Raw genomic sequence first — 23630 nt, 5'->3', positions numbered from 1 at the left:
TTATGAAAAAAATTCTTTTATGCGTTTTGTTGTTCTCGATGAACAGCACCATTCAAGCACAAGGCTGTAGCGATGCCGGAATTTGCTCGGCCGGAAACAGTTTTCAAACCCAAGAGCACGAACACAAAAACGGCTTGGAGTTCGGAAGCATTCTAGGCGCCGGTGAAGCAGATGTTCGGTATTTTTCGCCCTATCTTACTTACAGTTATCAATTCAATTCGCAATTTGCGATGAGTGTCAAAGTCACTTATTCTCAAGCGAGCGGAGAATTTGGCCAGCGCGGGCAATTTGGCGACGCTTATTTAATTGGAAACTACCATTTCAAAACCGAGAAACCCAAAAAATGGAGCTTGCTTGTAGGTGGAAAATTTCCTTTCACAAGGTCGAATCTAAAAATCAATGGCTATTCGCTTCCTCTAGATTATCAAGCTAGCTTAGGAACTTTCGATTTGATTACAGGCTTGAACTTGAATTACAAACGCTGGGACTTCAATACCGGTTTACAGTTGCCGGTTTATAATCTGAATCGTAATTCTTACTTCAAGGAATATTCGGGAACGGATGATTTTCCTTCAACGAATTTGTTTGAAAGAAAGCCCGATGCTTTGTTTCGTACCACTTACACGTACCAAACCCAGAATAAAAAATGGACGTTCAAACCCAACGTTCTATTGATTTATCATTTGGGCGAAGACAGCTACGAAACCATTTTCGGAAAACGAGAAAACATTGACGGCTCTGATGGGTTAACGCTCAACGGAAATCTCATTGGTATTTATCACTTCAACAAAAAAAACAGTATCGAGTTGAGTATCGCGACGCCATTTGTGGTCCGGGAAGTTCGGCCTGATGGTTTAACGCGTTCGTTTACTGCTGGTCTTATCTACAAAACTGCTTTCTAAAACATAAAACACGACAGACATATCAAAAAAAGCGGCTTCCATTACGAAACCGCTTTTTCTATTTTAAAAGAAATTGAACTTACAATTAAATCCCAGCAACCGCTTTGATTTCATCTATAATTCTAACTGCCAAAGCATCGGCGGTTTCTTGTGTCGGCGCTTCAGTATAAATTCTAATAATCGGTTCGGTGTTGGATTTTCTCAAATGCACCCACTCGGTCGCAAAATCAATCTTTACTCCATCGATGGTCGAAATATCTTCGTTCTTGTATTTCGCGGCCATGCCTTCTAGAATCGCATCTACATCAATCTGTGGCGTAAGCTCGATTTTATTTTTGCTCATATAATATTGTGGATAACTGGCTCTTAATTGTGCAACAGTCATATCCATATTGGCCAAATGTGTCAGGAATAAAGCCACGCCGACCAAGCTGTCGCGTCCGTAATGCAATTCTGGGTAGATAATTCCGCCGTTGCCTTCGCCACCAATAATAGCATTGGTTTTCTTCATCAGTTCTACAACGTTGACTTCGCCTACAGCGCTGGCCTGATAACTTCCGTTGTGCTTTTGGGTAATGTCGCGCAAAGCTCTCGAAGACGACATATTCGACACGGTATTGCCTGGCGTTTTGCTCAGCACGTAATCGGCTACAGCTACCAAAGTATACTCTTCGCCGAACATTTCGCCGTCGTTGGAAATAAACGCCAAACGGTCTACGTCTGGATCGACAACGATTCCGAAATCGGCTTTTTCTTTTACGACCAATTGGCAGATATCGCCCAAATGTTCTTTCAACGGCTCCGGATTGTGCGGAAAATGCCCGTTCGGATCGCAATACAATTTCACGACTTCAACGCCCATTTGCTCTAGTAAGTTCGGAATAATAATACCGCCCGAAGAATTCACGCCATCGACCACGACTTTGAACTTTCTTTGCTTCACTGCTTCTGCATCCACTAAAGGTAAATTCAAAACTTCATCGATGTGAATATCCATGTATGCGTCGTTGGTATGAACCGTTCCTAAATCGTCTACTTCTGAGAAATCGAACGCTTCGGCCTCAGCAATTTCAAGGATTTTAGCGCCATCGGCACCGCTTAAAAATTCACCTTTTTCGTTGAGTAATTTCAAGGCATTCCATTGTTTCGGATTGTGCGAAGCGGTTAGGATAATTCCACCATCGGCTTTCTCAAGCGGCACGGCTACTTCGACTGTTGGTGTTGTGGACAAACCCAAATCAATCACATCAATGCCCAAACCGATCAAAGTATTTACCACCAAATTGTGAATCATTGGCCCTGAAATTCGGGCATCGCGACCAATAACTACTGTCAGTTTTTCCTTTTTGGAATTTTGTTTCATGAACGTGCCATAAGCCGAAGCAAATTTCACGGCATCTACCGGCGTCAGGTTATCGCCTACTTTTCCGCCAATGGTTCCGCGGATTCCTGATATAGATTTGATTAAAGTCATCTAAGATTATTTTAAATGTTGTATGTTGTATGTTGAATGTTGAATGTTAAATGTCGTGCAAATATAAAATTTAAAACAGCAATCGGGCTTTGTTTTTCCACCCAGCTGAGAAATAATTCCTATTTTTACCCGAAGAGCCTCGGCAACTTAGCCACTTAAAACCTTTGCTCCTTAGCATCTTAGCACCTCAAAAAAAATGAACTTTCTAGCACATATCTATCTTTCGGGCGACGACGATTTGGTAAAGATCGGAAATTTCATGGCAGACGGTATTCGCGGAAAGCACTATGAACATTTGCCTGAGCCTATTCGCAATGGGATTTTTCTGCATCGCGCCATCGATACTTACACCGATGCGCATCCGGTTTTCAGGCAAAGCACACAACGGCTCCATGCGAAATACCATCATTACGCCGGCGTAATCGTCGATGTATTTTACGATCACTTTCTGGCAAAGAATTGGGCCGATTATTCAGACGAGAAACTCGAAGATTTTGTGGCGCGCTTCTACCAATCGTTAGCCACCCATTACGATTTGCTCACAGAAAAAACCAAAGGCCTGATGCCATATATGATTGAGCGCAATTGGCTCGTGAGTTATAGAACTGTTGATGGCATCGCGAAGATTCTCTATCAAATGGACCGCCGCACGAACAATGTTTCCAAGATGCAATATTCAGTGGCGGAACTCGAAGAATTTTATACCGAATTCGAGTCTGAGTTCACGACTTTCTTTGTTGATTTAAGACAACACATCGCCCAAAAAATGCTGGAGCTATGAAATTGAAACTCGCTTTTATTGTCACTCTTTTTCTTGTTTTTCAATCGAATTCGATGGCCCAAAAAGGCTTAATCGCGTCCGAAGCAATGGTCGTGTCTGCGCGCGAGGAAGCTTCAGCAATCGGTGTCGAAATCCTGAAAAAAGGCGGCAATGCGTTCGATGCAATGGTGGCGACCCAATTGGCTTTGGCGGTCGCTTATCCTTATGCGGGCAATATCGGCGGCGGCGGTTTCATGGTTTATCGGAAAGCCAATGGCGAAACCGGCACGCTTGACTTCCGAGAGAAAGCACCATTAAAATCGAATAAGGAAATGTACCTCGATCAAAACAAAGAAGTCATTCCGAAACTGAGCACTGATGGCGCTTTGGCCGTTGGCGTTCCGGGCAGCATCGCCGGGATTTATGCGGTTCACCAAAAATTCGGAAAATTACCGATGTCCGAAATCATCCAACCGGTCATCAGCTTAGCCAGAAAAGGAATCATCGTCACGGCCAAACAGGAAAAACAAATACGCGACAACCAGCAAGACATCATCGCCATTAGCGGAGCACAAACGCTGTACGCCCAACCTTTCAAAACAGGCGACACAATCAAATATGCGGCTTTTGCAGCCACTTTGGAACGCATTTTAAAAAACGGCCCGGACGAATTTTACAAAGGTGAAACCGCGCAAAAAATGGTGGCTTTCCTTGAGCAAAAAGGCGGAATCATTTCGATGGAAGATTTAGCAAAATACGAAGTCAAATGGCGCGAACCAATTCGTTTCCGATACAAAGATTTGACTATTATTTCGATGCCGCCGCCGTCTTCCGGTGGAATCACTTTGCAGCAAATCTTGAAAATGATTGAGCGATTTCCAATCAACAAATATGGCCATAACAGCGAGAAATATATCCAACTGCTTACCGAAACTGAACGCCGCGCTTACGCCGATCGAAACTATTTTCTAGGCGATCCGGATTTTATTTCGATTCCTAAAAATCAATTGGTTAATAAAAACTACCTCAAACAAAGGATGAAAAATTTCGATTGGAAAAAGGCAACACCATCAGCAGTAGTTTCGCACGGCAATATAGAAATTTCAGAAAGCAACGAAACCACGCATTACTCGATTGTTGACGCTGAAGGAAATTCCGTCGCGGTCACAACAACTTTAAACGGCGCTTACGGTTCAAAACTCTATTGCGACGAACTTGGTTTTTTCTTCAACAATGAAATGGACGATTTCAGCGCGAAACCCGGAACGCCTAATTTCTACGGATTGATTGGCGCCGAAGCCAACAGTATCGTGCCACAAAAAAGAATGCTCAGTTCAATGACGCCGACTGTAGTTGAAAAAAACGGGAAGTTTCTCATGGCACTTGGTTCTCCGGGCGGTTCGGCCATTATCACTTCTGTTTTACAAACCATCTTGAATGTTTCCGAATTCAAAATGGATATGCAACAAGCTGTCAATGCACCGCGTTTTCACCACCAATGGCTGCCCGACGAAGTGGTTTTTGAGCCGAATAGTTTTTCAACTGAATTACTCGAAAATCTTAGAAAAAAGCAGTATAACATCAATGTCAAAAACCTTCCGGTAATCGGTAAAGTCGATGCGATTCTGAAACTTCCCGACGGAACTTATGAAGCTGGTGCCGACTATCGCGGCGATGACAAGGCGGTGGGTTATTAAATATCTTTCTTCTCTCTTTTGTCTTGATACAAAAGAAACAAAAAATCAAGGCTTCATAAACTCAAGCTAAAACAGAACCTCAAGTGTACCACCTATTGATCTAATAACTAGTCTGAAAAATTCACAAAACATTAAACCTTTCGCTTTTGCCTGCGCCGATATATTGTAGTAAATTAGCCGATTCCAAAAAAGAACCATGCTCAGAAAATCCATTCGTCGTATTGAAAGCATTGTTGCCTGGTCGCAAACCAAGCTAACCAGTAAGCAATTTATTTTCTTGTCGAGCGTATTGGTGGGAATTTCAGCGGCTTTTGCGGTAATTATCCTGAAGTCGTTCGCACACAAAGTTTTCTCGATTGCTACTTCGGTCAATGCCGTTTTAAAACTCAATTACATCAACAGTATCTTGCCTATCATCGGGATTTTGCTTACCGTTATTGTCGTGCGAAAATTGCTCGGCGGTTCCATTGAAAAAGGCACGTCGCAAATTCTTTATGCCGTAGCCAAAAAAGCCAGTATCATTCCCAGAAAACAAATGTATGCGCAAATCGCTACGAGCTCGTTAACGGTCGGCCTTGGTGGTTCGGCTGGTCTAGAAAGCCCGATTGTGATTACCGGAGCGGCTTTCGGTTCTAATTATGCGCAACGCTACAAACTCAGTTATAAAGACCGAACGCTACTAATTGGCTGTGGCGTGGCCGCTGGTGTTGCTGCTGCGTTTAACGCTCCGATTGCCGGAGTTCTGTTTGCCATTGAGGTTTTATTGGTCGATGTGAGCATTTCTGCCTTTACGCCAATCATGATCGCTGCCGCTACCGGTGCTTTGACTTCGGCTATCGTGCTTGACGAAACGGTGCTGCTTACTTTCAGCCAGGAGCAAACTTTCAATTACCGCAACATTCCGTACTATGTTTTGCTCGGAACATTCACCGGTTTTATTGCGGTGTATTATTCGCGAAATTTCCAGCGTGTGGAGCATTTCTTCCAGCGTTTAAGAATAAATCAGTACAAAAAAGCCTTGCTCGGCGCGGGTTTATTGGCTTGCATTATTTTCGTTTTTCCGACGCTGTTTGGCGAAGGTTACGAAAGTATCCGAACTTTGTCAGAAAGCGATCCGGGCCAATTGCTCGAAAACACCTTATTCAGCAATTACCGCCACAGCACTTGGATGCTGATTGCTTTTATCGGCTTAGCCATGATGCTCAAAGTGTTTGCCACCGCAATTACTTTAGGCAGCGGCGGAAACGGAGGTAATTTTGCACCTTCTTTGTTTTTAGGTTCTTACGCGGGTTTCTTTTTTTCAAAAACATTAAATACAATTGGATTGACGCATTTGCCCGTTAGTAATTTCACGATGGTCGGAATGGCCGGAATCCTGAGCGGGATTTTCCATGCACCTTTAACGGCAATCTTCCTTATCGCCGAAATCACAGGCGGTTATGATTTGATGATTCCACTGATGATGGTTTCCTCTATCAGTTACGCCATTTCCAGAGGTTTTGAACGCCATTCACTCGATGTAAAGCAACTCGCCCGCAAAGGAAATGCTTTTACCCACAACAAAGACACCAACATCCTTTCTACTTTAGAAACCGAGAAAATCATTCAAACTGATTATCTGACCATCACGCTCGACACGAACCTTGAGAAACTAGTCGATTTGATTTCCCATTCGAACCAAGTCATTTTTGCTGTGATTGATTCGGAGAAAAAACTGCTAGGCATCGTCCATTTCAACGATATCCGCGAGATTATTTTCAGCAATTTCAAAGTCAAATACACACCGGTCGAAGAAGTCATGATTCCGCCCATCGACATTGTGTACCCGACCGACAACATGGAAACCGTGATGCAGAAATTCGAGAAAACCAACGTGAATTATTTACCGGTCATCAAGAACGGAAAGTACTACGGGTTCATTTCCAAAGCCAACGCACTCGAGGCGTACCGCGAGAAACTGAAAGCGATGACGTTTGAGTAATTAATAATGAATAATTAATAGTTAATAATTGAGGGAGCTCCCATTGTTCATTATTAATTATTCATTATTAATTGATTCTAGGAGCCGGGAACCTGCTATCCGCTATAGTCCTCGCAAGCTCCGGGCTGCCGCTACTATCAGGGCTAGGGATTTCTGCCAAAGTTCACTTTCATTATTAATTATTAACTATTCATTATTAATTGAATCATCTATCTTTGCTCTTTGCCACCCGAGCACAGCGAACTGACGAAGTAAAAAAACATGCTAGATACAGAAAATACAATTGAGGTTTTAGGCGCGCGCGTCCACAATCTCAAGAACATCGACCTTACCATTCCACGCGAGAAACTAGTGGTCATTACCGGGCTTTCGGGCTCCGGAAAATCATCGCTCGCTTTCGATACCATTTATGCTGAAGGGCAACGCCGCTACGTAGAAACTTTCTCTGCTTATGCCAGACAATTCCTCGGCGGATTAGAACGCCCTGATGTAGACAAAATCGACGGTTTGTCACCAGTCATCTCCATCGAACAGAAAACCACCAGCAAAAGCCCGCGTTCCACAGTGGGCACAATTACCGAGATTTACGATTTCCTTCGTTTGCTTTACGCGCGTGCAGCCGATGCCTACAGTTATAACACCAACGAGAAAATGGTCTCGTATTCAGACGAGCAGATCAAAGAACTGATCATTCAGAATTTCGTCGGCAAACGCATCAATATTCTGGCTCCGGTTATTCGCGCCAGAAAAGGGCATTACGGCGAATTGTTCCAGCAGATTGCCAAGCAAGGTTTCCTTAAAGTGCGCATCAACGGCGAGATCAAAGACATCACGCCCGGCATGAAACTCGACCGCTACAAAACTCACGACATCGAAATCGTGATCGACCGCATTTTTGTCGAAGAAACGCCCGAAGCCGAAAAACGCCTGTCCGAAAGCATCCAAACCGCGATGTACCACGGGGAAAATATTCTCATGGTGCTCGACCAGGATTCACAAGAAATCCGTTTTTTCAGCCGGAATTTAATGTGCCCTTCCACTGGAATTTCTTATCAGAATCCGGAACCGAACCTATTTTCCTTTAATTCACCTAAAGGCGCATGCGATCATTGCAATGGTTTGGGCATCGTACACGAAATCAACCTCAAGAAAATCATCCCTAATCCGAAATTGTCTATTAAGAACGGTGGTTTCGTTCCGCTCGGCGAATACAAAAACAGCTGGATTTTCAAGCAACTCGAAATCATCGGCGAAAAATTTGGTTTTAAGATTACTGACCCAATCGAAAAAATTTCCGAGGAAGCTATGAACATCATCCTGCACGGCGGCAAAGAAAAATTTGCGGTCGAGTCTAAAACGATGGGCATCACCAAAGAATACAAAATTGAGTTTGAAGGTATTTCGCATTTTATCAAGAACCAGCACGACGAAAGCGGCTCCAACAGCATCAAGCGCTGGGCAAAAGAATTCATGGACGAAATCACTTGCCCGGTTTGCGATGGTTCGCGCCTCAAGAAAGAAGCACTGTATTTCCGCATCAACGAGAAAAACATCAACGAACTTTCGGCGATGGACATTTCCGATTTGACCCATTGGTTCGACCAACTTGAAAAATCGCTGTCGGAAAAACAAATGCAGATCGCCAGCGAAGTCATCAAGGAAATCAAAGACCGACTGCACTTTTTAGTCAATGTCGGCTTAGATTATTTGTCAATCAACCGCAGTTCCAAATCGCTTTCGGGCGGCGAAGCACAACGCATTCGTCTGGCTACTCAAATCGGTTCACAACTGGTGGGCGTGCTTTACATTCTAGATGAACCCAGCATCGGCTTGCACCAACGCGACAACGAAAAACTAATCCGTTCACTCGAACAACTGCGCGACATCGGCAACTCGGTGATTGTCGTCGAACACGACAAAGACATGATCGAGCGCGCAGATTATGTAGTGGATATCGGCCCAAGAGCGGGAAAATATGGTGGCGAAATCATAAGCCTCGGCACACCGGCAGAAACGCTGAAACACCACACGCTCACCGCGCAATACCTGAACGGCGAGAAAAAGATCGAAGTCCCGAAAAAACGTCGTGAAGGCAATGGGAAATTCCTCAAACTCTCCGGCGCTTCGGGCAACAACCTGAAAAACGTCACGATTAACTTGCCGCTTGGGAAAATGATCTGCGTGACCGGAGTTTCTGGTAGCGGGAAATCAACATTAATCAACGAAACGCTCTATCCAATCCTAAACGAACATTATTTCAACGGCGTCAAAAAACCGAAACCGTTCAAGAAAATCGAAGGTCTCGAACATATCGACAAAGTCATCGACATCGACCAAAGCCCGATCGGTAGGACGCCGCGATCCAATCCTGCGACTTACACAGAAGTATTTTCCGAAATCAGAACCTTGTTCACCATGACTTCAGAGAGCATGATCCGCGGTTATAAAGCTGGTAGATTTAGCTTCAACGTCAAAGGCGGTCGCTGCGAAACCTGCGAAGGATCAGGCGTGCGAACCATCGAAATGAACTTCCTTCCGGATGTTTACGTAGAATGTGAAACCTGCCAGGGCAAACGCTTCAATCGCGAAACGCTCGAAATCCGCTACAAAGGCAAATCGATTTCAGACGTTTTGAACATGACCGTCGATGAAGCCGTGCCGTTCTTCGAGAACATTCCGAAAATTTACCGGAAAATCAAGACGATTCAAGACGTCGGTTTGGGCTACATCACGCTCGGACAACAAAGCACGACACTTTCCGGCGGCGAGGCACAACGCATTAAACTCGCGGGCGAACTCTCGAAAAAAGATACCGGCAACACGTTCTACATCCTAGACGAACCCACGACCGGTCTGCATTTCGAAGACATCCGAGTGCTCATGGAAGTCATCAACAAACTTGTCGACAAAGGCAACACAATCTTGATCATCGAGCACAACATGGACGTAATCAAACTGGCAGATTATATCATCGACATCGGCCCGGAAGGCGGCAAAGGTGGTGGCACGATCGTAGCCGAAGGAACGCCCGAGGAAGTCGCGAAAAACAAAAAAAGTTATACCGCCGAGTTTCTAAAAAAGGAACTTTTTTTAATTGATAATGAATAAGTAATAAGTAATAATTAGGAGCCGGGAACCTGCTGTTCGCTATAGTCCTCGCAAGCTGCGGGCTGCCGCTACCATCAGGGCTAGGGCTTTCCTGAAAGACGAAGTATCGTTTTCAAAATTAAATGTATAATTCTAATAACGTTTAGTGTGCCGAATGTCCACTGGACATTTATTCCGCTACGCTACATACAATTCGGCTTCGCCTCGGGTCTCCTCTTAATATCAAATTATCAGGGCTAGGGCTTTCGGGAGTTCAGCTCTCAGCGCTCAGCCATTAGCTGTTAGCCCAAACACCAAAGTATTAACGCCCGAGCACCTTAGAACCTCAGTACCTTAGCACCTTTTAAAATGAAAAGTCAGGAATTCGCTATCGTCGATATCGAAACCACCGGAGGAAACGCCAGTGGCAGCCGCATTACCGAAATCGCGATCCTGATTCATGATGGCGAGAAAGTCATCCACCGTTGGGAAACGCTTGTGAATCCGCAGCAGGAAATTCCCGTTCCGATTTTTGCCTTAACCGGTATCAACAACGAAATGGTGCGCCACGCTCCTACTTTCGACGACATTTCAGAACAAGTTTTGGAACTTTTGACCGACCGCATTTTTGTCGCGCACAATGTCAATTTTGATTATTCTTTCGTGCGTCATGAACTCGAAAAATCCGGCTTCAAATGGACCGCGAGAAAACTTTGCACGGTTCGCGCTGCCCGAAAAATAAGGCCGGGATTGAGTTCCTATAGTTTAGGCAATCTTTGTGCATCGCTTGCTATTCCAGTAGAAAATCGCCACAGAGCCGGTGGTGACGCTGATGCCACTGCTATCCTGTTTTCAAAATTAATCGAATGGGATGACAACGGCGAAATCGTCAAGATGATCAAAAAGAACGCGCAAGACCAAAGACTTCCACCGAACCTACCACCTGAAGATTTTGCGAAATTGCCTGAAAAACCCGGAGTTTATTATTTCTATAATGAGCAAAAAAAAGTGATTTACGTAGGGAAAGCGGTTAACATCAAAAAACGTGTGGCTTCACATTTTACTGGTCATAGCACTAGTTCGCAAAGACAAAACTTCCTGCGAGACATCTACGGGATTTCGTTTGAAGTTTGTGCTACGGAACTCATGGCGCTATTGCTCGAATGTTCTGAAATCAAAAAATTATGGCCCACATATAACCGCGCACTTAAGCGTTTTGAACCCAAGTTCGGGCTATACCAATACGAAGCGCGCAACGGTTACCAATATTTGGCCGTGGGTAAAGTGACGAAATTCCAGCAGTGCATTTTAACTTTCGATTCCCAGCATGAAGGGGTTCATTTGCTCAGAAATCTAGCCGAAGAATTCGAAATCGACCATCGTTTCTGCATCTACGGATCAGTTGCGGAAGGCGAATTGCGGGCTACCAACACGAGCGAACTTCCGGATGCCAAACGCCACAACTTACAAGTTAAATGTGCGCTGAATTCGCTCAATCAGGCCAAACCAAGCTTTGCCATTGTCGATAAAGGCCGAACACACGAAGAACGCAGTTGCATTTGGGTAGAAAATGGTGATTTTTACGGCATGGGTTACGTAGATGCTTCAATCGGATTTACTGAAATTTCTGAACTCAAAGAACACGTCACGCCATACAAAAGCAATCAGTATATCAGGCAACTGATTGAGACGTTTGCGCAAAAAAACCCTTCTAAAATTCTGCATCCATGAAAATAGATTATGCTAACGTCAACCAATACATTCAAACCTTTCCCGACAACGTGCGACAGGTTTTGGATAAAGTACGCCAAATCATTCTCCAAGTGGCGCCTGAAGCTACCGAAAGTATTGCTTACGGAATGCCTGCTTACAAAACTTACGGAAAACCCTTAGTGTATTTCGCGGCGTTCAAAAACCATCTCGGATTGTACGCCACACCCAGCGGACATGCAGAATTTGCCAAAGAACTTTCTCCGTTCAAACAAGGAAAAGGTTCGGTGCAATTCCAATTTGGCGAGCCGATTCCTTACGAGCTGATTGAAAAAATCGTAACGTTCCGCGTAAAAGAAAACCAGCAGCAATACCAACCTAAATAATGAAGTTGACGCCCGATTTTCCTATAGATAAAATAGCGTTTGTTTGTTATGAAATCGATGCGGAAAAACCGACGATTATATTCTTGCACGATTCGTTAGGTTGCATCGAACTCTGGCGCGAGTTCCCGAAACAACTTGGCGAGGCTGCGAATTGTAACGTGCTATTGTACGACCGGCAAGGCTACGGAAAATCTTGTGGTTTTACCTCGGAAAAACGCGACAATGATTATGTGGAACACGAAGCGGACATTCTGAACGCTTTGCTGCAACATTGGAATATAGAACAAGCCATTTTGTTCGGTCACAGCGACGGTGGTTCGATTGCACTGATTGCAGCGGCGAAATATCCTGAAAATATTATAGGAATTATCACCGAAGGTGCCCATATTTTTGTGGAAGAGTTGACCCTCGACGGCATCAAGGCAGCAATGATGGAATACGAAACCACCGATTTAAAAACCAGACTCAGCAAATACCACGGCGATAAAACCGATACGATGTTCCGCGCTTGGACTGAAACCTGGATTAAGGAAAGTTTCCGTAGCTGGAATATTGAACATTTTCTGCCCAAAATACAATGCCCGGCTTTAATCATTCAAGGAGAAATGGATCAATTCGGAACGCTGGCGCAAGTGGATGGGATTATTTCTCAATCGCCAAAAGCCCAATCGCTGATCATTCCCGGAATCGGGCACACACCGCACAAAGAAAATCCCGAAATTGTACTCGAAGAAACCGCAAAGTTTATCCTGAACTTGCAGCAAGCTTAAACTTCCTGAAGTGGCATAGTGGCTTTTTTGAAAAAAACGTTAATTTAGCCCGCGGATTTTGAGCTATCAGCTATCAGCTATCAGGTATCTGCTATCTGCTGACCGCTAACCGCTGACAGCTAAATTCCCTAGCCCCGATAGGAGCGGCAGCCCGGAACGCAGTGAGGACTACAGCGGATAGCGGGAAACAGCTCCTAAAAAATATACAACCCCGAATAATTATTAACTATTAATTATTCATTATTAATTGAAAAACATGAGATTGCAAGATTTTGACAACGACGAAGACAAAGTAATTCAAGATAAGCTCAAGCAAAAAACTTGGAATGAGATTCGCACCAACGACAGCTGGGCGATTTTTAAAATCATGTCGGAGTTTGTGAACGGTTATGAAACCATGGGAAGAATTGGCCCTTGTGTTTCTATTTTTGGTTCGGCGCGCACCCAACCTGACGATCCGTTTTATTTGCTGGCCGAGAAAATCGCGTTCAAAATCAGTAAAGCGGGCTACGGCGTGATTACCGGCGGCGGCCCGGGAATTATGGAAGCGAGCAATAAAGGCGCGCATTTCGGCGGTGGTACTTCGGTGGGTTTGAATATCGAATTGCCTTTTGAGCAACATTATAATCCTTACATCGACCGCGATAAGAACTTGCAGTTCGACTACTTTTTCGTGCGCAAGGTAATGTTCGTAAAATACTCGCAAGGTTTCGTCGTGATGCCGGGCGGTTTCGGAACATTGGATGAAATGTTCGAAGCTTTGACGTTAATTCAGACCAAGAAAATAGCTAAATTCCCGATCATTCTCGTAGGAACTAAATTCTGGGCAGGCTTGGTAGAGTGGATCAAAACCGTCTTAATCGAGCGCGAGAAAACCGTCAGCGAGAAAGACCTGGATTTGTTCAAAATTGTCGATACCGAAGACGAAGTACTCGACGTATTGGATAAATTCTACAAAAAATACGATTTGAGCCCGAATTTTTAGTACTATTTTTCGTTAGATTTCGTTATGAACCTCACAAAACTGAACCGTTATAATTGAAATCTTACTTTAAAAGTTTATTGTTTTTTATGCTATTGCTGGCTTCGGGCCGGCTTTTGGCGCAGCATCAGTGTAAGATTCAGGCCCAACTAGATGTTCAGAACAACGCCATTCAGGTAACGCAACAACTTACTTTTTTCAATCAGACGCAAGACACCATTGCCGTTTTGGTGCTCAACGATTGGAACCATTCCTATTCAGACAAGAACTCTTATTTGGGCCAGCGGTTTTCCGATGAGTTCATCCGCAGTTTTCATTTTGCGACCGCGAAAGAACTGGGCAGCACGAGCAATATCGCTATTGCTGATAATCAAAACAAAGTTATTGATTGGCAGCGAGTTGAAAATCAAATTGATTTAATTGAAATCCGGTTAGCGCAACCGATTTTACCCAACGAAAAAAGAACTTTACAGCTCACTTATACCGTTAAAATCCCGAGTGACCGCTTTACACGTTATGGTTATGATGACCAAAAAGGCTTTGTGCTCAAGCAATGGTTCTTGGCTCCGGCGCGCTATGAAAACCATCAATTTGTGCGCTACAGCAATGCCGATTTAGACGATATCGCTAATGGTTTGACCGATTATGAGCTTTCGGTTTCGATGCCCGCAAACTACCGATTGCATTCTGATTTAAATCAAATTAGTCAGACAAAAAATGGCGAGCAAGCTACCGTTACTTTATCGGGAAAACAGCGTACGGATTTTAGCTTGTATATCGAACCCAAGTCGCAGTTTTACAATTACAAAAAAGATCAGATTGAAGTAGTAACCAACCTAAAAGACAACGGTTTACACGATATTCAAAAAGCCTTGCTAATTGACCGAATCGTGACTTATACAGAAGAAAACATCGGCAAATATCCGTATGAAAAATTACTGGTTTCCGAAGTTGATTATGAGCGGAACCCGTTTTACGGATTGAATCAGTTGCCTTCGTTTATTAATGTGTTTCAGGATGAATTTGTGTATGAATTGAAATTCCTGAAAACCTACCTGAACAATTACCTCAAGAACGCTTTGCACTTAGATCCGCGAAAAGACCAATGGATTTACGACGGAATACAAGTGTATATGATGATGAAATACATCGACGAGTTTCGTCCGGAAATGAAAATGATGGGCGGTTTGTCTAAAATGCGTTTGCTCAAAAGCTGGCACATCATCAACCGCGATTTTAACGACCAATACAGTTACTATTATTTGTTGATGGCACGCAAGAATCTGGACCAAGCTTTAGGTGAAGACAAAGACAAACTGATTCGCTTCAACGAAAAAATCGCTTCAAAATACCGCGCCGGTTTGAGTTTGAAATACCTCGACCGTTATTTGAACGATTCAATTGTGCCCAAAAGCATTCGTATGTTTTATGAAATGAATGCCCAACAACAGCGCAAAGGGCAAGATTTTGAAAACCTTCTCAAAACGCAAACGCCGAAAAATATCGATTGGTTTTTCAAATCCATTATCGACAAACGCGACCTTGTAGATTACACTTTTGGAAAAGCAAAAACCACCAAAGACAGCATCACTTTTACAATAAAAAATAAAACTGGTACCAACGTGCCTATTCCGGTTTACGGGCTCAATGGAAAACAAGTCGTTTTCAAACAATGGTTCGAGAATATTGCCAAAGACAGTTCTTATACGATTTCACGGCAAAACGCAAACAAACTTGCCCTCAACTACGAAAACGAGGTTCCTGAATTCAACCGCCGCAACAACTGGAAAGCTATAGATAACTTTTGGGGAAACAATCGTCCGTACAAATTCAACTTCTTCAAGGATTTGGAGAACCCCGATTACAACCAAATTGTTTTTGTGCCTTCGATGACTTACAATTATTACGACGGATTAGCGCCCGGACTTCGTTTGCACAACAAAACCATGCTAACCAAACCGTTCAATTACGATGTAAACCCGGTATATTCGCCCAACACCGGAGCTTTGCGCGGATTGACTTCATTGGCCATCAACCAATTTGACCGCAACAGCCGCTGGTATTACACACGTTACGGGCTTAGTGCTTCCTATTTTAACTATGCGCCTGACGCGTCGTATTTTAAGGTAAATCCGAATATTACCTTTCATTTCCGAGACAACGACATCCGAAAAAATGACCGCCAAGCCTTGATTTTTAAATACAATGTGGTTCAAAAACAAGAAACCCGATATCTTACTGACAACAAATTGCAAAACTATTCGGTTTTTGGTTTCAAGTATATCAACAGCCATCAAGAATTGGTAAATTATTTGACTTTCCTGACCGATACCCAGCTTTCGACCACTTTTGGAAAACTCTCGGGCGAAATGCAATACCGACGACTTTTTGCCAACAACCGTCAGATCAACGTCAGGCTTTATGCAGGCGCTTTTCTGTATAACAAAGAAAGCAACAACAATACTTTTGATTTCGGTTTGACCAGCATCAATGATTATTTGTTTGAGCAGGAATTGCTCGGGCGTTCTGAGAAAAGTGGTATTTTCAGCCAGCAGTTCATCATGGGCGAAGGTGGATTTAAATCGAAAGTGCTACCGGCTTTTGTGAACCAATGGCTTGTTACCACCAACCTGAGTTTCAATGTTTGGAATTGGATTGAAATTTATGGCGATTTGGGTTTGGTGAAAAACGGCAATATCAAGGAAAAGTTTGTGTATGACAATGGCGTTCGTTTGAATTTGGTTCCAGACTATTTTGAATTTTATTTTCCGGTCTATTCCAATAATGGTTGGGAAATCGCACAGCCGCAGTACAGCGAGAAAATCCGGATTGTCTTGACCTTAGATCCAAGAGTTTTAGTCAATTTGTTTACACGAAAATGGTTTTAATGTTGATCTGTTAGGTATTTTATATCTGATTGTGATTTATATTAAACATTCCGCATTTCACACATCAAAAATTGGCTACTTGCTGACGATATCGGATTTATTTATTTTTCGCAGCAAACTAAAAACCGCAGCGATTTTTAACTAAATTTGTTTCCCAAAGCAATAAAACCTCTTTATGACACAAGTTGAAACCAGTCCGGTATTGTCTTTCGAAGATTTCAAAAAAGAAGTACTCAACGATTATAAAATTGCAGTCATCAGCCGCGAATGTAGTTTGTTGGGCCGACGCGAAGTGCTCACCGGAAAAGCCAAATTCGGGATTTTTGGAGACGGCAAAGAAGTTCCGCAATTGGCTTTGGCTAAAGCTTTCCGCAATGGTGATTTCCGTTCAGGTTACTACCGCGACCAAACTTTCATGATGGCCATTGGCGCACTCAACATTGAGCAGTTTTTTGCTGGTTTATACGGTCACACCGATATCAATTTCGATCCGATGTCTGCCGGAAGACAAATGGGCGGGCACTTTGCCACAAAAAGCATAAACGCTGACGGTTCGTGGAGAAATCTGACTGAGCAAAAAAATTCAAGTGCCGATATTTCACCCACTGCAGGCCAAATGCCTCGTCTTTTAGGGTTGGCACAAGCTTCTAAAATTTATCGCGAAGTTAGCGGCATCAATACCGAGAAATTTTCGGTAAACGGAAACGAAGTCGCTTGGGGAACCATCGGAAACGCAAGTACTTCTGAAGGTTTGTTCTTCGAAACCATCAATGCTGCGGGCGTATTGCAAGTGCCGATGGTGATCAGTATTTGGGACGACCAATACGGAATTTCGGTGCACGCCAGACACCAAACTACTAAAGAAAATATTTCAGAAATTCTTAAAGGCTTCCAACGCGATGAGGAAAATAAGGGCTATGAAATTCTAACGGTCAAAGGTTGGGATTACGGTGATTTAGTAGCAACCTATGAAAAAGCTTCCAAAATCGCACGCCAAGAACATGTTCCGGTTTTAATTCACGTTACCGAACTCACACAACCGCAAGGTCACTCTACTTCAGGTTCGCACGAACGCTACAAAAACGCAGAACGCCTGCAATGGGAAAGCGACTTCGACTGCATCAAACAAATGAAATCTTGGATGGTAACCTACAATATTGCTGCTGAAACCGAACTTGATCAAATCGATACCGAAGCCAAAAAAGAAGTCCTAGAAGGCAAGAAAGCCGCTTGGAACGCTTACCTAAATCCGATCAAAGAAGAACAAAACGAAGCTTGTACATTATTAGAATCGATAGCTGCAACAAGCGACAACAAGATATTTATCGAGAAATTCATCGGCGATTTAAAAGCCATCAAAGAACCCGGTAGAAAAGACATACTGGTTACAATGCGTAAGGTTTTGCGGATGATTTCTGGTGAAAGCAGCCAGAGCACTCTTGCGAATTGGATTCAAAATTATACAGAAAAGATTCAACCCAAATTCAGCTCGCATCTCTACTCTAGTTCAGATAAAAATATTTTTTCGGTTAAAGAAGTATTGCCTCAATATGACGACAATGCCGAAGAAACCGATGCACGAATGGTATTACGCGATAACTTCGACGCCATTTTCGCTAAATATCCGGAAGCATTGGTTTTTGGTGAAGATGCTGGAAACATTGGCGATGTCAACCAAGGACTCGACGGCTTACAAGAAAAATACGGAGAACTTCGCGTAGCCGATGCCGGAATCCGGGAAGCCACCATTCTTGGGCAAGGCATTGGAATGGCTATGCGTGGTTTACGCCCGATTGCCGAAATCCAATACCTAGATTATTTGCTCTATGCCATTCAAATCATGAGCGACGATTTGGCCACTTTGCAATACAGAACCTTAGGCCAACAAAAAGCACCGCTAATTATTAGAACACGCGGCCATCGTTTGGAAGGCATCTGGCATTCTGGTTCACCGATGGGAATGATTCTCAATGCACTGCGCGGCATTCACGTTTTGGTACCGAGAAATATGACCAAAGCGGCCGGTTTCTATAATACTTTACTCGAAGCAGACGAACCGGCTTTGTTGATTGAATGCCTGAACGGTTACCGACTCAAAGAAAAAATGCCCAACAATTTAGGCGAATTCAAAACTCCAATCGGCGTAGTGGAAACCCTCAAAGAAGGAAATGATATCACTTTAGTTTCTTACGGCTCCACATTGCGGTTGGTAGAACAAGCGGCGAAAGAACTGTTAGAGAAAGGCATCGACTGCGAAATTATTGATGTTCAGTCTTTACTTCCATTCGACGTGAGCCACGACATCGTAAAAAGTGTCATGAAAACCAATCGCTTGTTGGTTATTGACGAAGATGTTCCCGGTGGCGCTTCGGCTTTCATCATGCAAAATATCCTTGAAGTGCAGAACGCTTACGATTACCTCGACAGCAAACCACAAACCCTTACGGCCAAAGAACACCGTCCGGCGTATGGAACCGACGGCGATTACTTCTCGAAACCATCAGTAGAAGATATCTTCGAGAAAGTCTACGCCATGATGAATGAAGCTAACCCGAAGCAATACCCGGCTTTATATTAAATTTAGATGCACTTCTTAGTATAGACCGCTGCGCTTTTAGAGCCAAGACCGCTTCGCTCTAAGATTGCTTACGGAAAGTTGAATTTTAGAGGCTTCGCTAGACCGCTGGCGCTGCAAGATTTGAGACCGCTTCGCTGTAAGATGGTTTACGGAAAGTTGAATTTTTAGATGCACTTTGTGCTAGACCGCTGGCGCTGCAAGATTGCTTACGGAAAGTTGAATTTGGAGTTGTGGGTTCTTGGTTATCGGTTCATTTACGGAAATTTGAACTATAGTTTTTGAATTTACTTTTTTAGAATGAATTACTTGATGGCCGTTAATTCAACCATTCACGCTAACAGCTTAAAACATAAAGCTTACAGCCATTATTAACGTTAATTCCAGAATTCAAAACCGACAACCGAGAACTGTAATATCCATCAATTCCACAATACCAGCTAACAGCTTAAAGCATACAGCTTACAGCCATTATCACCGTTAATTCCAGAATTCAAAACCGACAACCAAGAACTGTAATATCCGTCAATTCCACAATACCAGCTAACAGCTTAAAGCATACAGCTTACAGCCATTATCACCGTTAATTCCAGAATTCAAAACCGACAACCGAGAACTGACAACAGACAACTGCACAAGCCGTAAATTCCACTTCAGAAAGCAATCAACGCTTTTATTCAAGCTTTGTTATGATTTTTTTCAATAGCATACCAATAAATAGACTACCAAAACCGTTTGTAGTGGAATTCAAAAATAAAAACCATGAAAAATATATTGCTGCTACTGACTTTATGTTTTCTCATGGGTTGCAGATCAAAAAAAGATTCGGCTTCCTCCAGAAAAATAGAAAAAATACCTGAAAGTCAAATCGATATGACACAACGCAACAGAATCGAAGCTTTGGGCGAACAAATCCTGATGACTTGTAATACTTCTAAATTTAAACCGTTCACAGAAAAAGAAGCTACGGCAGAAGTGCGCAAAAACATGACCATCGACCGGCTCACCAAAACCTGTTTGAAATTCAAGCTCAAATACGGCCATTTCAAAAACCTAACGTTTGTTGAGGCCTATAAAAACAAGCCCGAAAAGCAAATCATTTACCGTTATAAAGCCCATTACCAGAAAAAAATCGCCAACAAAGAACTGCGCATCACGGTAAACGAAAACAACCAAATTGCTGCGGTGAACTCCAAAGATTGGAAAGACGAATTCGTGAAACCCGAAGTGAAAACCAATTCAAAAACCAACACTGCCAACAAAACCAAACCTTCTAAATAAGCCCGAGCCACCTATGAACTTAAGAAAAATTGTTCCTCTGATTCTTCTAGTTTCAACTGTAGCATTTGCCCAGCAAAATATCTCTTTTAAAGGAAAAACTTATCCCGCCACACCTCAATGGGATTTTGTTTGTGAAAATTACGCGCTCACCGGAAGTGCCCAAGTGCAAATTGCCAAAACCGAAAAAGGCGGATTGCTTCAGCTGAGCATCACCACCACCGAGCCAACTTTTGCTATATCGGGAAACGTCTATGTGGAACTTGCCGACATGAGCGTGATTGTTTGTACCGATAAGAATTTCCGCGCCAACACTACCACCCAATTGGTATCGTATTATGTTTTCTCAACCCCAGAAATGAATCGTTTAAAAAAGATTGAAATCCGCTCGATTCGATTCTCAATCCAAGGCAAAAAGCAAAAATTCACCAGCCAAACCGGTTATTTTACCGCTATCAATAAAAAGTCGTATTTCTCTACAATATATAATTCTGCCCCAAAAAGTTTCGATACGACTTCGGCAATTCAGGCGCTTTGGCCCCTATAAATACTAGAAATAGTAGCCCTAATATTGATTTTTTTTAGAAGCTGATCCGGCTGTACGCTATATCTTTTCGGTTTTCAGCTTTAAAAAAAAACTAAAAACCGAAAAGGATGCCGCTGCCATCCGGGCTAGGGCTGCAGTTGCTTGAACAAAAATCTGTCAACGTTTAACTTTGCGCTAACCCATCACGGGAAATTCTTTACTACATTTGGAAAAATCATAAACTGATGAACACCAAACGAACCAAAATTTTGCTGACGGTCTTGCTGCTTTTGGCCTTGGGAAATTATGCACGCATGCACGGCACCGAAGACATCCGAACTGTTGAATTCCTTTCTATCTTTGCCATCGGAGCTTTGGCTGCTTTACTCATTCGCGAGATTTTCGCCAAAGACAACAACGAAGATTGATATGAGAGAATCACAGATTTTTATTTTGTTTCTAATTGGGCTGATCCTAATCCTTTTCGGCTCGGTATTCAAATTCATGGATTGGCCACTTGCCAGTTTGCTGCTCATTGTCGGGATGACCTTTCAAGGCGCGACCGTACTGATTTTAGTTTATAAACTGATCAAGAAAAAATTCCAGCCATGAATATCAAACTGCTGGCCGTCGGAAAAACCGATCACCAACAATTGCAATCGCTAATAGACGAGTACCAAAAAAGATTATCGTTCTATATCAAGTTTGATTTAGAAATTATTCCCGATATCAAAAATGCCAAAAACTTATCCGAAACCCAGCAAAAAGAAAAAGAAGGTGAACTTATCTTGGGCAAGCTTTCGCCTACCGACCAACTCATTTTGCTCGATGAAAACGGAAAAACTTTTACCAGCCTAACCTTTGCTGAGGAACTTCAGAAAAAAATGAACAGCGGTGTCAAAACTCTGGTGTTTGTCATTGGCGGTCCTTACGGATTCTCTCCACAAGTTTACGAGAAAGCGCACGGTAAAATCGCGTTGTCGGCCATGACTTTTTCGCACCAAATGGTTCGGTTGTTTTTTATTGAGCAACTTTACCGAGGGTTTACTATTTTGCGGAATGAGCCTTACCACCACCGGTAAATCAATTAATAATTAATAATTAATAATGAATAATTGATAATTAATAATTGAGGTGGTGCGTTAGTTTGATGGTTTCGACGGCTTCTTTGACGTCGTGTACTCTTAGGATTTTGGCTCCTTTACTTAGTGCAATCGTATTTAGTACGGTGGTTCCGTTGAGTGCTTCTTGGGCTGAGATTCCGAGCGTTTTGTATATCATCGATTTTCTGGAAAGCCCTGCCAATATTGGCAATTCGAGTATTTGGAACAGCTCCAACTTCTGAAGTACTTCATAATTCTGCTCGAGCGTTTTCGCAAAACCGAAGCCCGGATCGATGATGATGTCGTTAATTTTCAGCTTTTTTGCTTGGGCAACCCGCTCCGAAAAATAAAAGAGTATTTCTTTTACTACATCTTCATACTGCGCGAGCGAAACCATGCTTTGCGGCGTGCCTTTCATGTGCATCATAATATAAGGCACTTGGTATTTCGCTACGGTATCGAGCATTTTCTCATCCAAATGGCCGGCAGCAATATCGTTGATCATCGCAGCACCTGCATCCAAAGCGGCTTGGGCGACTTCGCTCCGGAAAGTATCTACAGAAATGAGCGCATCGGGAAAATGTTGCCGCACTGATTTCAGCATGGGTAACAACCGATTTATTTCCTCCGCAGTACCAACAAAATCTGCACTAGGTTTACTGGAATACGCGCCAATATCGATAAAATCTGCACCTTCATCAAGCATTTTTTCAACCTGTCGCAACATGGCTTTCTCGGTCGAGTAATATCCGCCATCGTAAAAAGAATTGGGCGTTAAGTTCAGGATCCCCATTACTTTTGGCGTGTTCAAATCGATTAAATTTCCGAGGCAATTAATTGTCATGCTATTGGTTTTAGTCAACAAAAAAAACTATTTTTGACCCGAGGCGATTTGCCCAGCGGAAGCAAGTTAAAAATTCAGCACAAATATACAGCATTAATAATGAAGAATACCGCTCAGCAGTATGACAGTATCATCGCGGTTTGTCGGAAGCTTTTTGTCAATAAAATGAAAGATTACGGAAGTGCGTGGCGCATTTTAAGACTACCTTCACTGACCGACCAAATATTCATCAAAGCCCAGCGTATCCGAAGTTTACAGGAGAACGAAACCCGAAAAATAGATGAAGACGAACGCGGCGAATTTATTGGAATCATCAACTACTCGGTCATGGCGCTCATACAACTCGAACTGGGCGTAGTAGACCAACCCGATTTAAATACAGAGAAAGCAACCGCCTTGTACGATGCCAAAATCCTGATGACTAAAACGCTAATGGAAGCCAAAAACCACGATTATGGTGAAGCTTGGCGAGAAATGCGCGTGAGTTCACTAACTGATTTGATTTTACAGAAATTACTTCGAGTCAAACAAATCGAAGACAACAAAGGCAAAACTATAGTATCAGAAGGCATCGATGCCAATTATCAAGACATGATTAACTATGCTGTGTTTGCCTTGATTCTGATGGGCCACGCAGAACCTGTAACCAATTAACCAACCCTATCTT

19 protein-coding genes are annotated in these 23630 nt (G+C 43.1%); 17 read left to right on the top strand and 2 right to left on the bottom strand.

Going from position 1 to position 23630, the window contains the following annotated elements; genetic code table 11:
• Nucleotides 1–2 precede the first annotated feature (2 nt).
• Complete coding sequence (locus G4D82_RS10795) at nucleotides 3–902, top strand: hypothetical protein (RefSeq protein WP_166337298.1); 900 nt, start codon at nucleotides 3–5, stop codon at nucleotides 900–902.
• An 85-nt stretch (nucleotides 903–987) separates the two neighbouring features.
• Here the strand turns inward: G4D82_RS10795 and glmM are convergent, their stop codons facing one another.
• Nucleotides 988–2376: a phosphoglucosamine mutase gene (gene glmM / locus G4D82_RS10790; RefSeq protein WP_166337297.1), complete on the bottom strand. Its 1389-nt coding sequence runs from the start codon at nucleotides 2374–2376 to the stop codon at nucleotides 988–990.
• A 196-nt stretch (nucleotides 2377–2572) separates the two neighbouring features.
• Between glmM and G4D82_RS10785 the strand changes: the two genes are divergently transcribed.
• The 15 genes from G4D82_RS10785 to rlmH all read left to right on the top strand — a co-directional run bounded on the left by G4D82_RS10785 (nucleotide 2573) and on the right by rlmH (nucleotide 22098).
• Nucleotides 2573–3157: an acyl carrier protein phosphodiesterase gene (locus tag G4D82_RS10785; RefSeq protein WP_166337296.1), complete on the top strand. Its 585-nt coding sequence runs from the start codon at nucleotides 2573–2575 to the stop codon at nucleotides 3155–3157.
• Nucleotides 3154–4833, top strand: coding sequence for a gamma-glutamyltransferase (ggt, locus tag G4D82_RS10780; protein WP_166337295.1), 1680 nt, complete (start codon nucleotides 3154–3156; stop codon nucleotides 4831–4833). Before G4D82_RS10785 ends, ggt begins: the two co-directional genes overlap by 4 nt.
• 196 nt (nucleotides 4834–5029) lie before the next feature.
• A complete protein-coding gene (locus tag G4D82_RS10775) occupies nucleotides 5030–6814 on the top strand; it encodes a chloride channel protein (protein WP_166337294.1) in 1785 nt (594 codons plus the stop codon).
• Between the two features lie 261 nt (nucleotides 6815–7075).
• On the top strand, nucleotides 7076–9922 hold the full coding sequence (gene uvrA, locus G4D82_RS10770) for an excinuclease ABC subunit UvrA (RefSeq protein ID WP_166337293.1): 2847 nt from the start codon (nucleotides 7076–7078) through the stop codon (nucleotides 9920–9922).
• A gap of 348 nt (nucleotides 9923–10270) precedes the next feature.
• Nucleotides 10271–11632: an exonuclease domain-containing protein gene (locus G4D82_RS10765; RefSeq protein WP_166337292.1), complete on the top strand. Its 1362-nt coding sequence runs from the start codon at nucleotides 10271–10273 to the stop codon at nucleotides 11630–11632.
• Nucleotides 11629–11997, top strand: a complete 369-nt coding sequence (locus tag G4D82_RS10760) for an iron chaperone (protein ID WP_166337291.1) — start codon at nucleotides 11629–11631, stop codon at nucleotides 11995–11997. Before G4D82_RS10765 ends, G4D82_RS10760 begins: the two co-directional genes overlap by 4 nt.
• Nucleotides 11997–12767, top strand: coding sequence for an alpha/beta fold hydrolase (locus G4D82_RS10755; protein WP_166337290.1), 771 nt, complete (start codon nucleotides 11997–11999; stop codon nucleotides 12765–12767). The genes G4D82_RS10760 and G4D82_RS10755 overlap by 1 nt, the downstream gene beginning before the upstream one ends.
• A 256-nt stretch (nucleotides 12768–13023) precedes the next feature.
• Entirely contained in the window at nucleotides 13024–13752 is a 729-nt protein-coding gene (locus G4D82_RS10750) for an LOG family protein (protein ID WP_166337289.1), read from the top strand.
• An 86-nt stretch (nucleotides 13753–13838) separates the two neighbouring features.
• The gene (locus G4D82_RS10745) at nucleotides 13839–16637 is read left to right on the top strand and encodes a gluzincin family metallopeptidase (RefSeq protein ID WP_207788158.1); all 2799 of its coding nucleotides are present in this window, start codon (nucleotides 13839–13841) and stop codon (nucleotides 16635–16637) included.
• A gap of 175 nt (nucleotides 16638–16812) precedes the next feature.
• Nucleotides 16813–19215, top strand: a complete 2403-nt coding sequence (locus tag G4D82_RS10740; RefSeq protein WP_166337288.1) for an alpha-ketoacid dehydrogenase subunit alpha/beta — start codon at nucleotides 16813–16815, stop codon at nucleotides 19213–19215.
• Nucleotides 19216–19974: 759 nt separating this feature from the next.
• Complete coding sequence (locus G4D82_RS10735) at nucleotides 19975–20493, top strand: hypothetical protein (protein WP_166337287.1); 519 nt, start codon at nucleotides 19975–19977, stop codon at nucleotides 20491–20493.
• A 13-nt stretch (nucleotides 20494–20506) separates the two neighbouring features.
• The gene (locus tag G4D82_RS10730) at nucleotides 20507–21037 is read left to right on the top strand and encodes a hypothetical protein (protein WP_166337286.1); all 531 of its coding nucleotides are present in this window, start codon (nucleotides 20507–20509) and stop codon (nucleotides 21035–21037) included.
• 224 nt (nucleotides 21038–21261) lie between these two features.
• Nucleotides 21262–21444: a hypothetical protein gene (locus tag G4D82_RS10725; protein WP_166337285.1), complete on the top strand. Its 183-nt coding sequence runs from the start codon at nucleotides 21262–21264 to the stop codon at nucleotides 21442–21444.
• Nucleotide 21445: 1 nt separating this feature from the next.
• Nucleotides 21446–21628, top strand: coding sequence for a hypothetical protein (locus G4D82_RS10720; protein WP_166337284.1), 183 nt, complete (start codon nucleotides 21446–21448; stop codon nucleotides 21626–21628).
• On the top strand, nucleotides 21625–22098 hold the full coding sequence (gene rlmH, locus G4D82_RS10715) for a 23S rRNA (pseudouridine(1915)-N(3))-methyltransferase RlmH (protein WP_166337283.1): 474 nt from the start codon (nucleotides 21625–21627) through the stop codon (nucleotides 22096–22098). The genes G4D82_RS10720 and rlmH overlap by 4 nt, the downstream gene beginning before the upstream one ends.
• A 40-nt stretch (nucleotides 22099–22138) precedes the next feature.
• Here the strand turns inward: rlmH and folP are convergent, their stop codons facing one another.
• Entirely contained in the window at nucleotides 22139–22963 is an 825-nt protein-coding gene (folP, locus tag G4D82_RS10710; protein ID WP_166337282.1) for a dihydropteroate synthase, read from the bottom strand.
• A 99-nt stretch (nucleotides 22964–23062) separates the two neighbouring features.
• Here folP and G4D82_RS10705 point away from each other — a divergent pair, with 99 nt between their 5' ends.
• Complete coding sequence (locus G4D82_RS10705; protein ID WP_166337281.1) at nucleotides 23063–23617, top strand: DUF1599 domain-containing protein; 555 nt, start codon at nucleotides 23063–23065, stop codon at nucleotides 23615–23617.
• Nucleotides 23618–23630: the final 13 nt, after the last annotated feature.

This window comes from Flavobacterium lotistagni (assembly GCF_011392125.1).
GTDB classification, from domain to species: domain Bacteria; phylum Bacteroidota; class Bacteroidia; order Flavobacteriales; family Flavobacteriaceae; genus Flavobacterium; species Flavobacterium lotistagni.
Note: the sequence above shows the minus strand (reverse complement) of the source record. Positions and strands in the feature narration are given on the sequence as shown.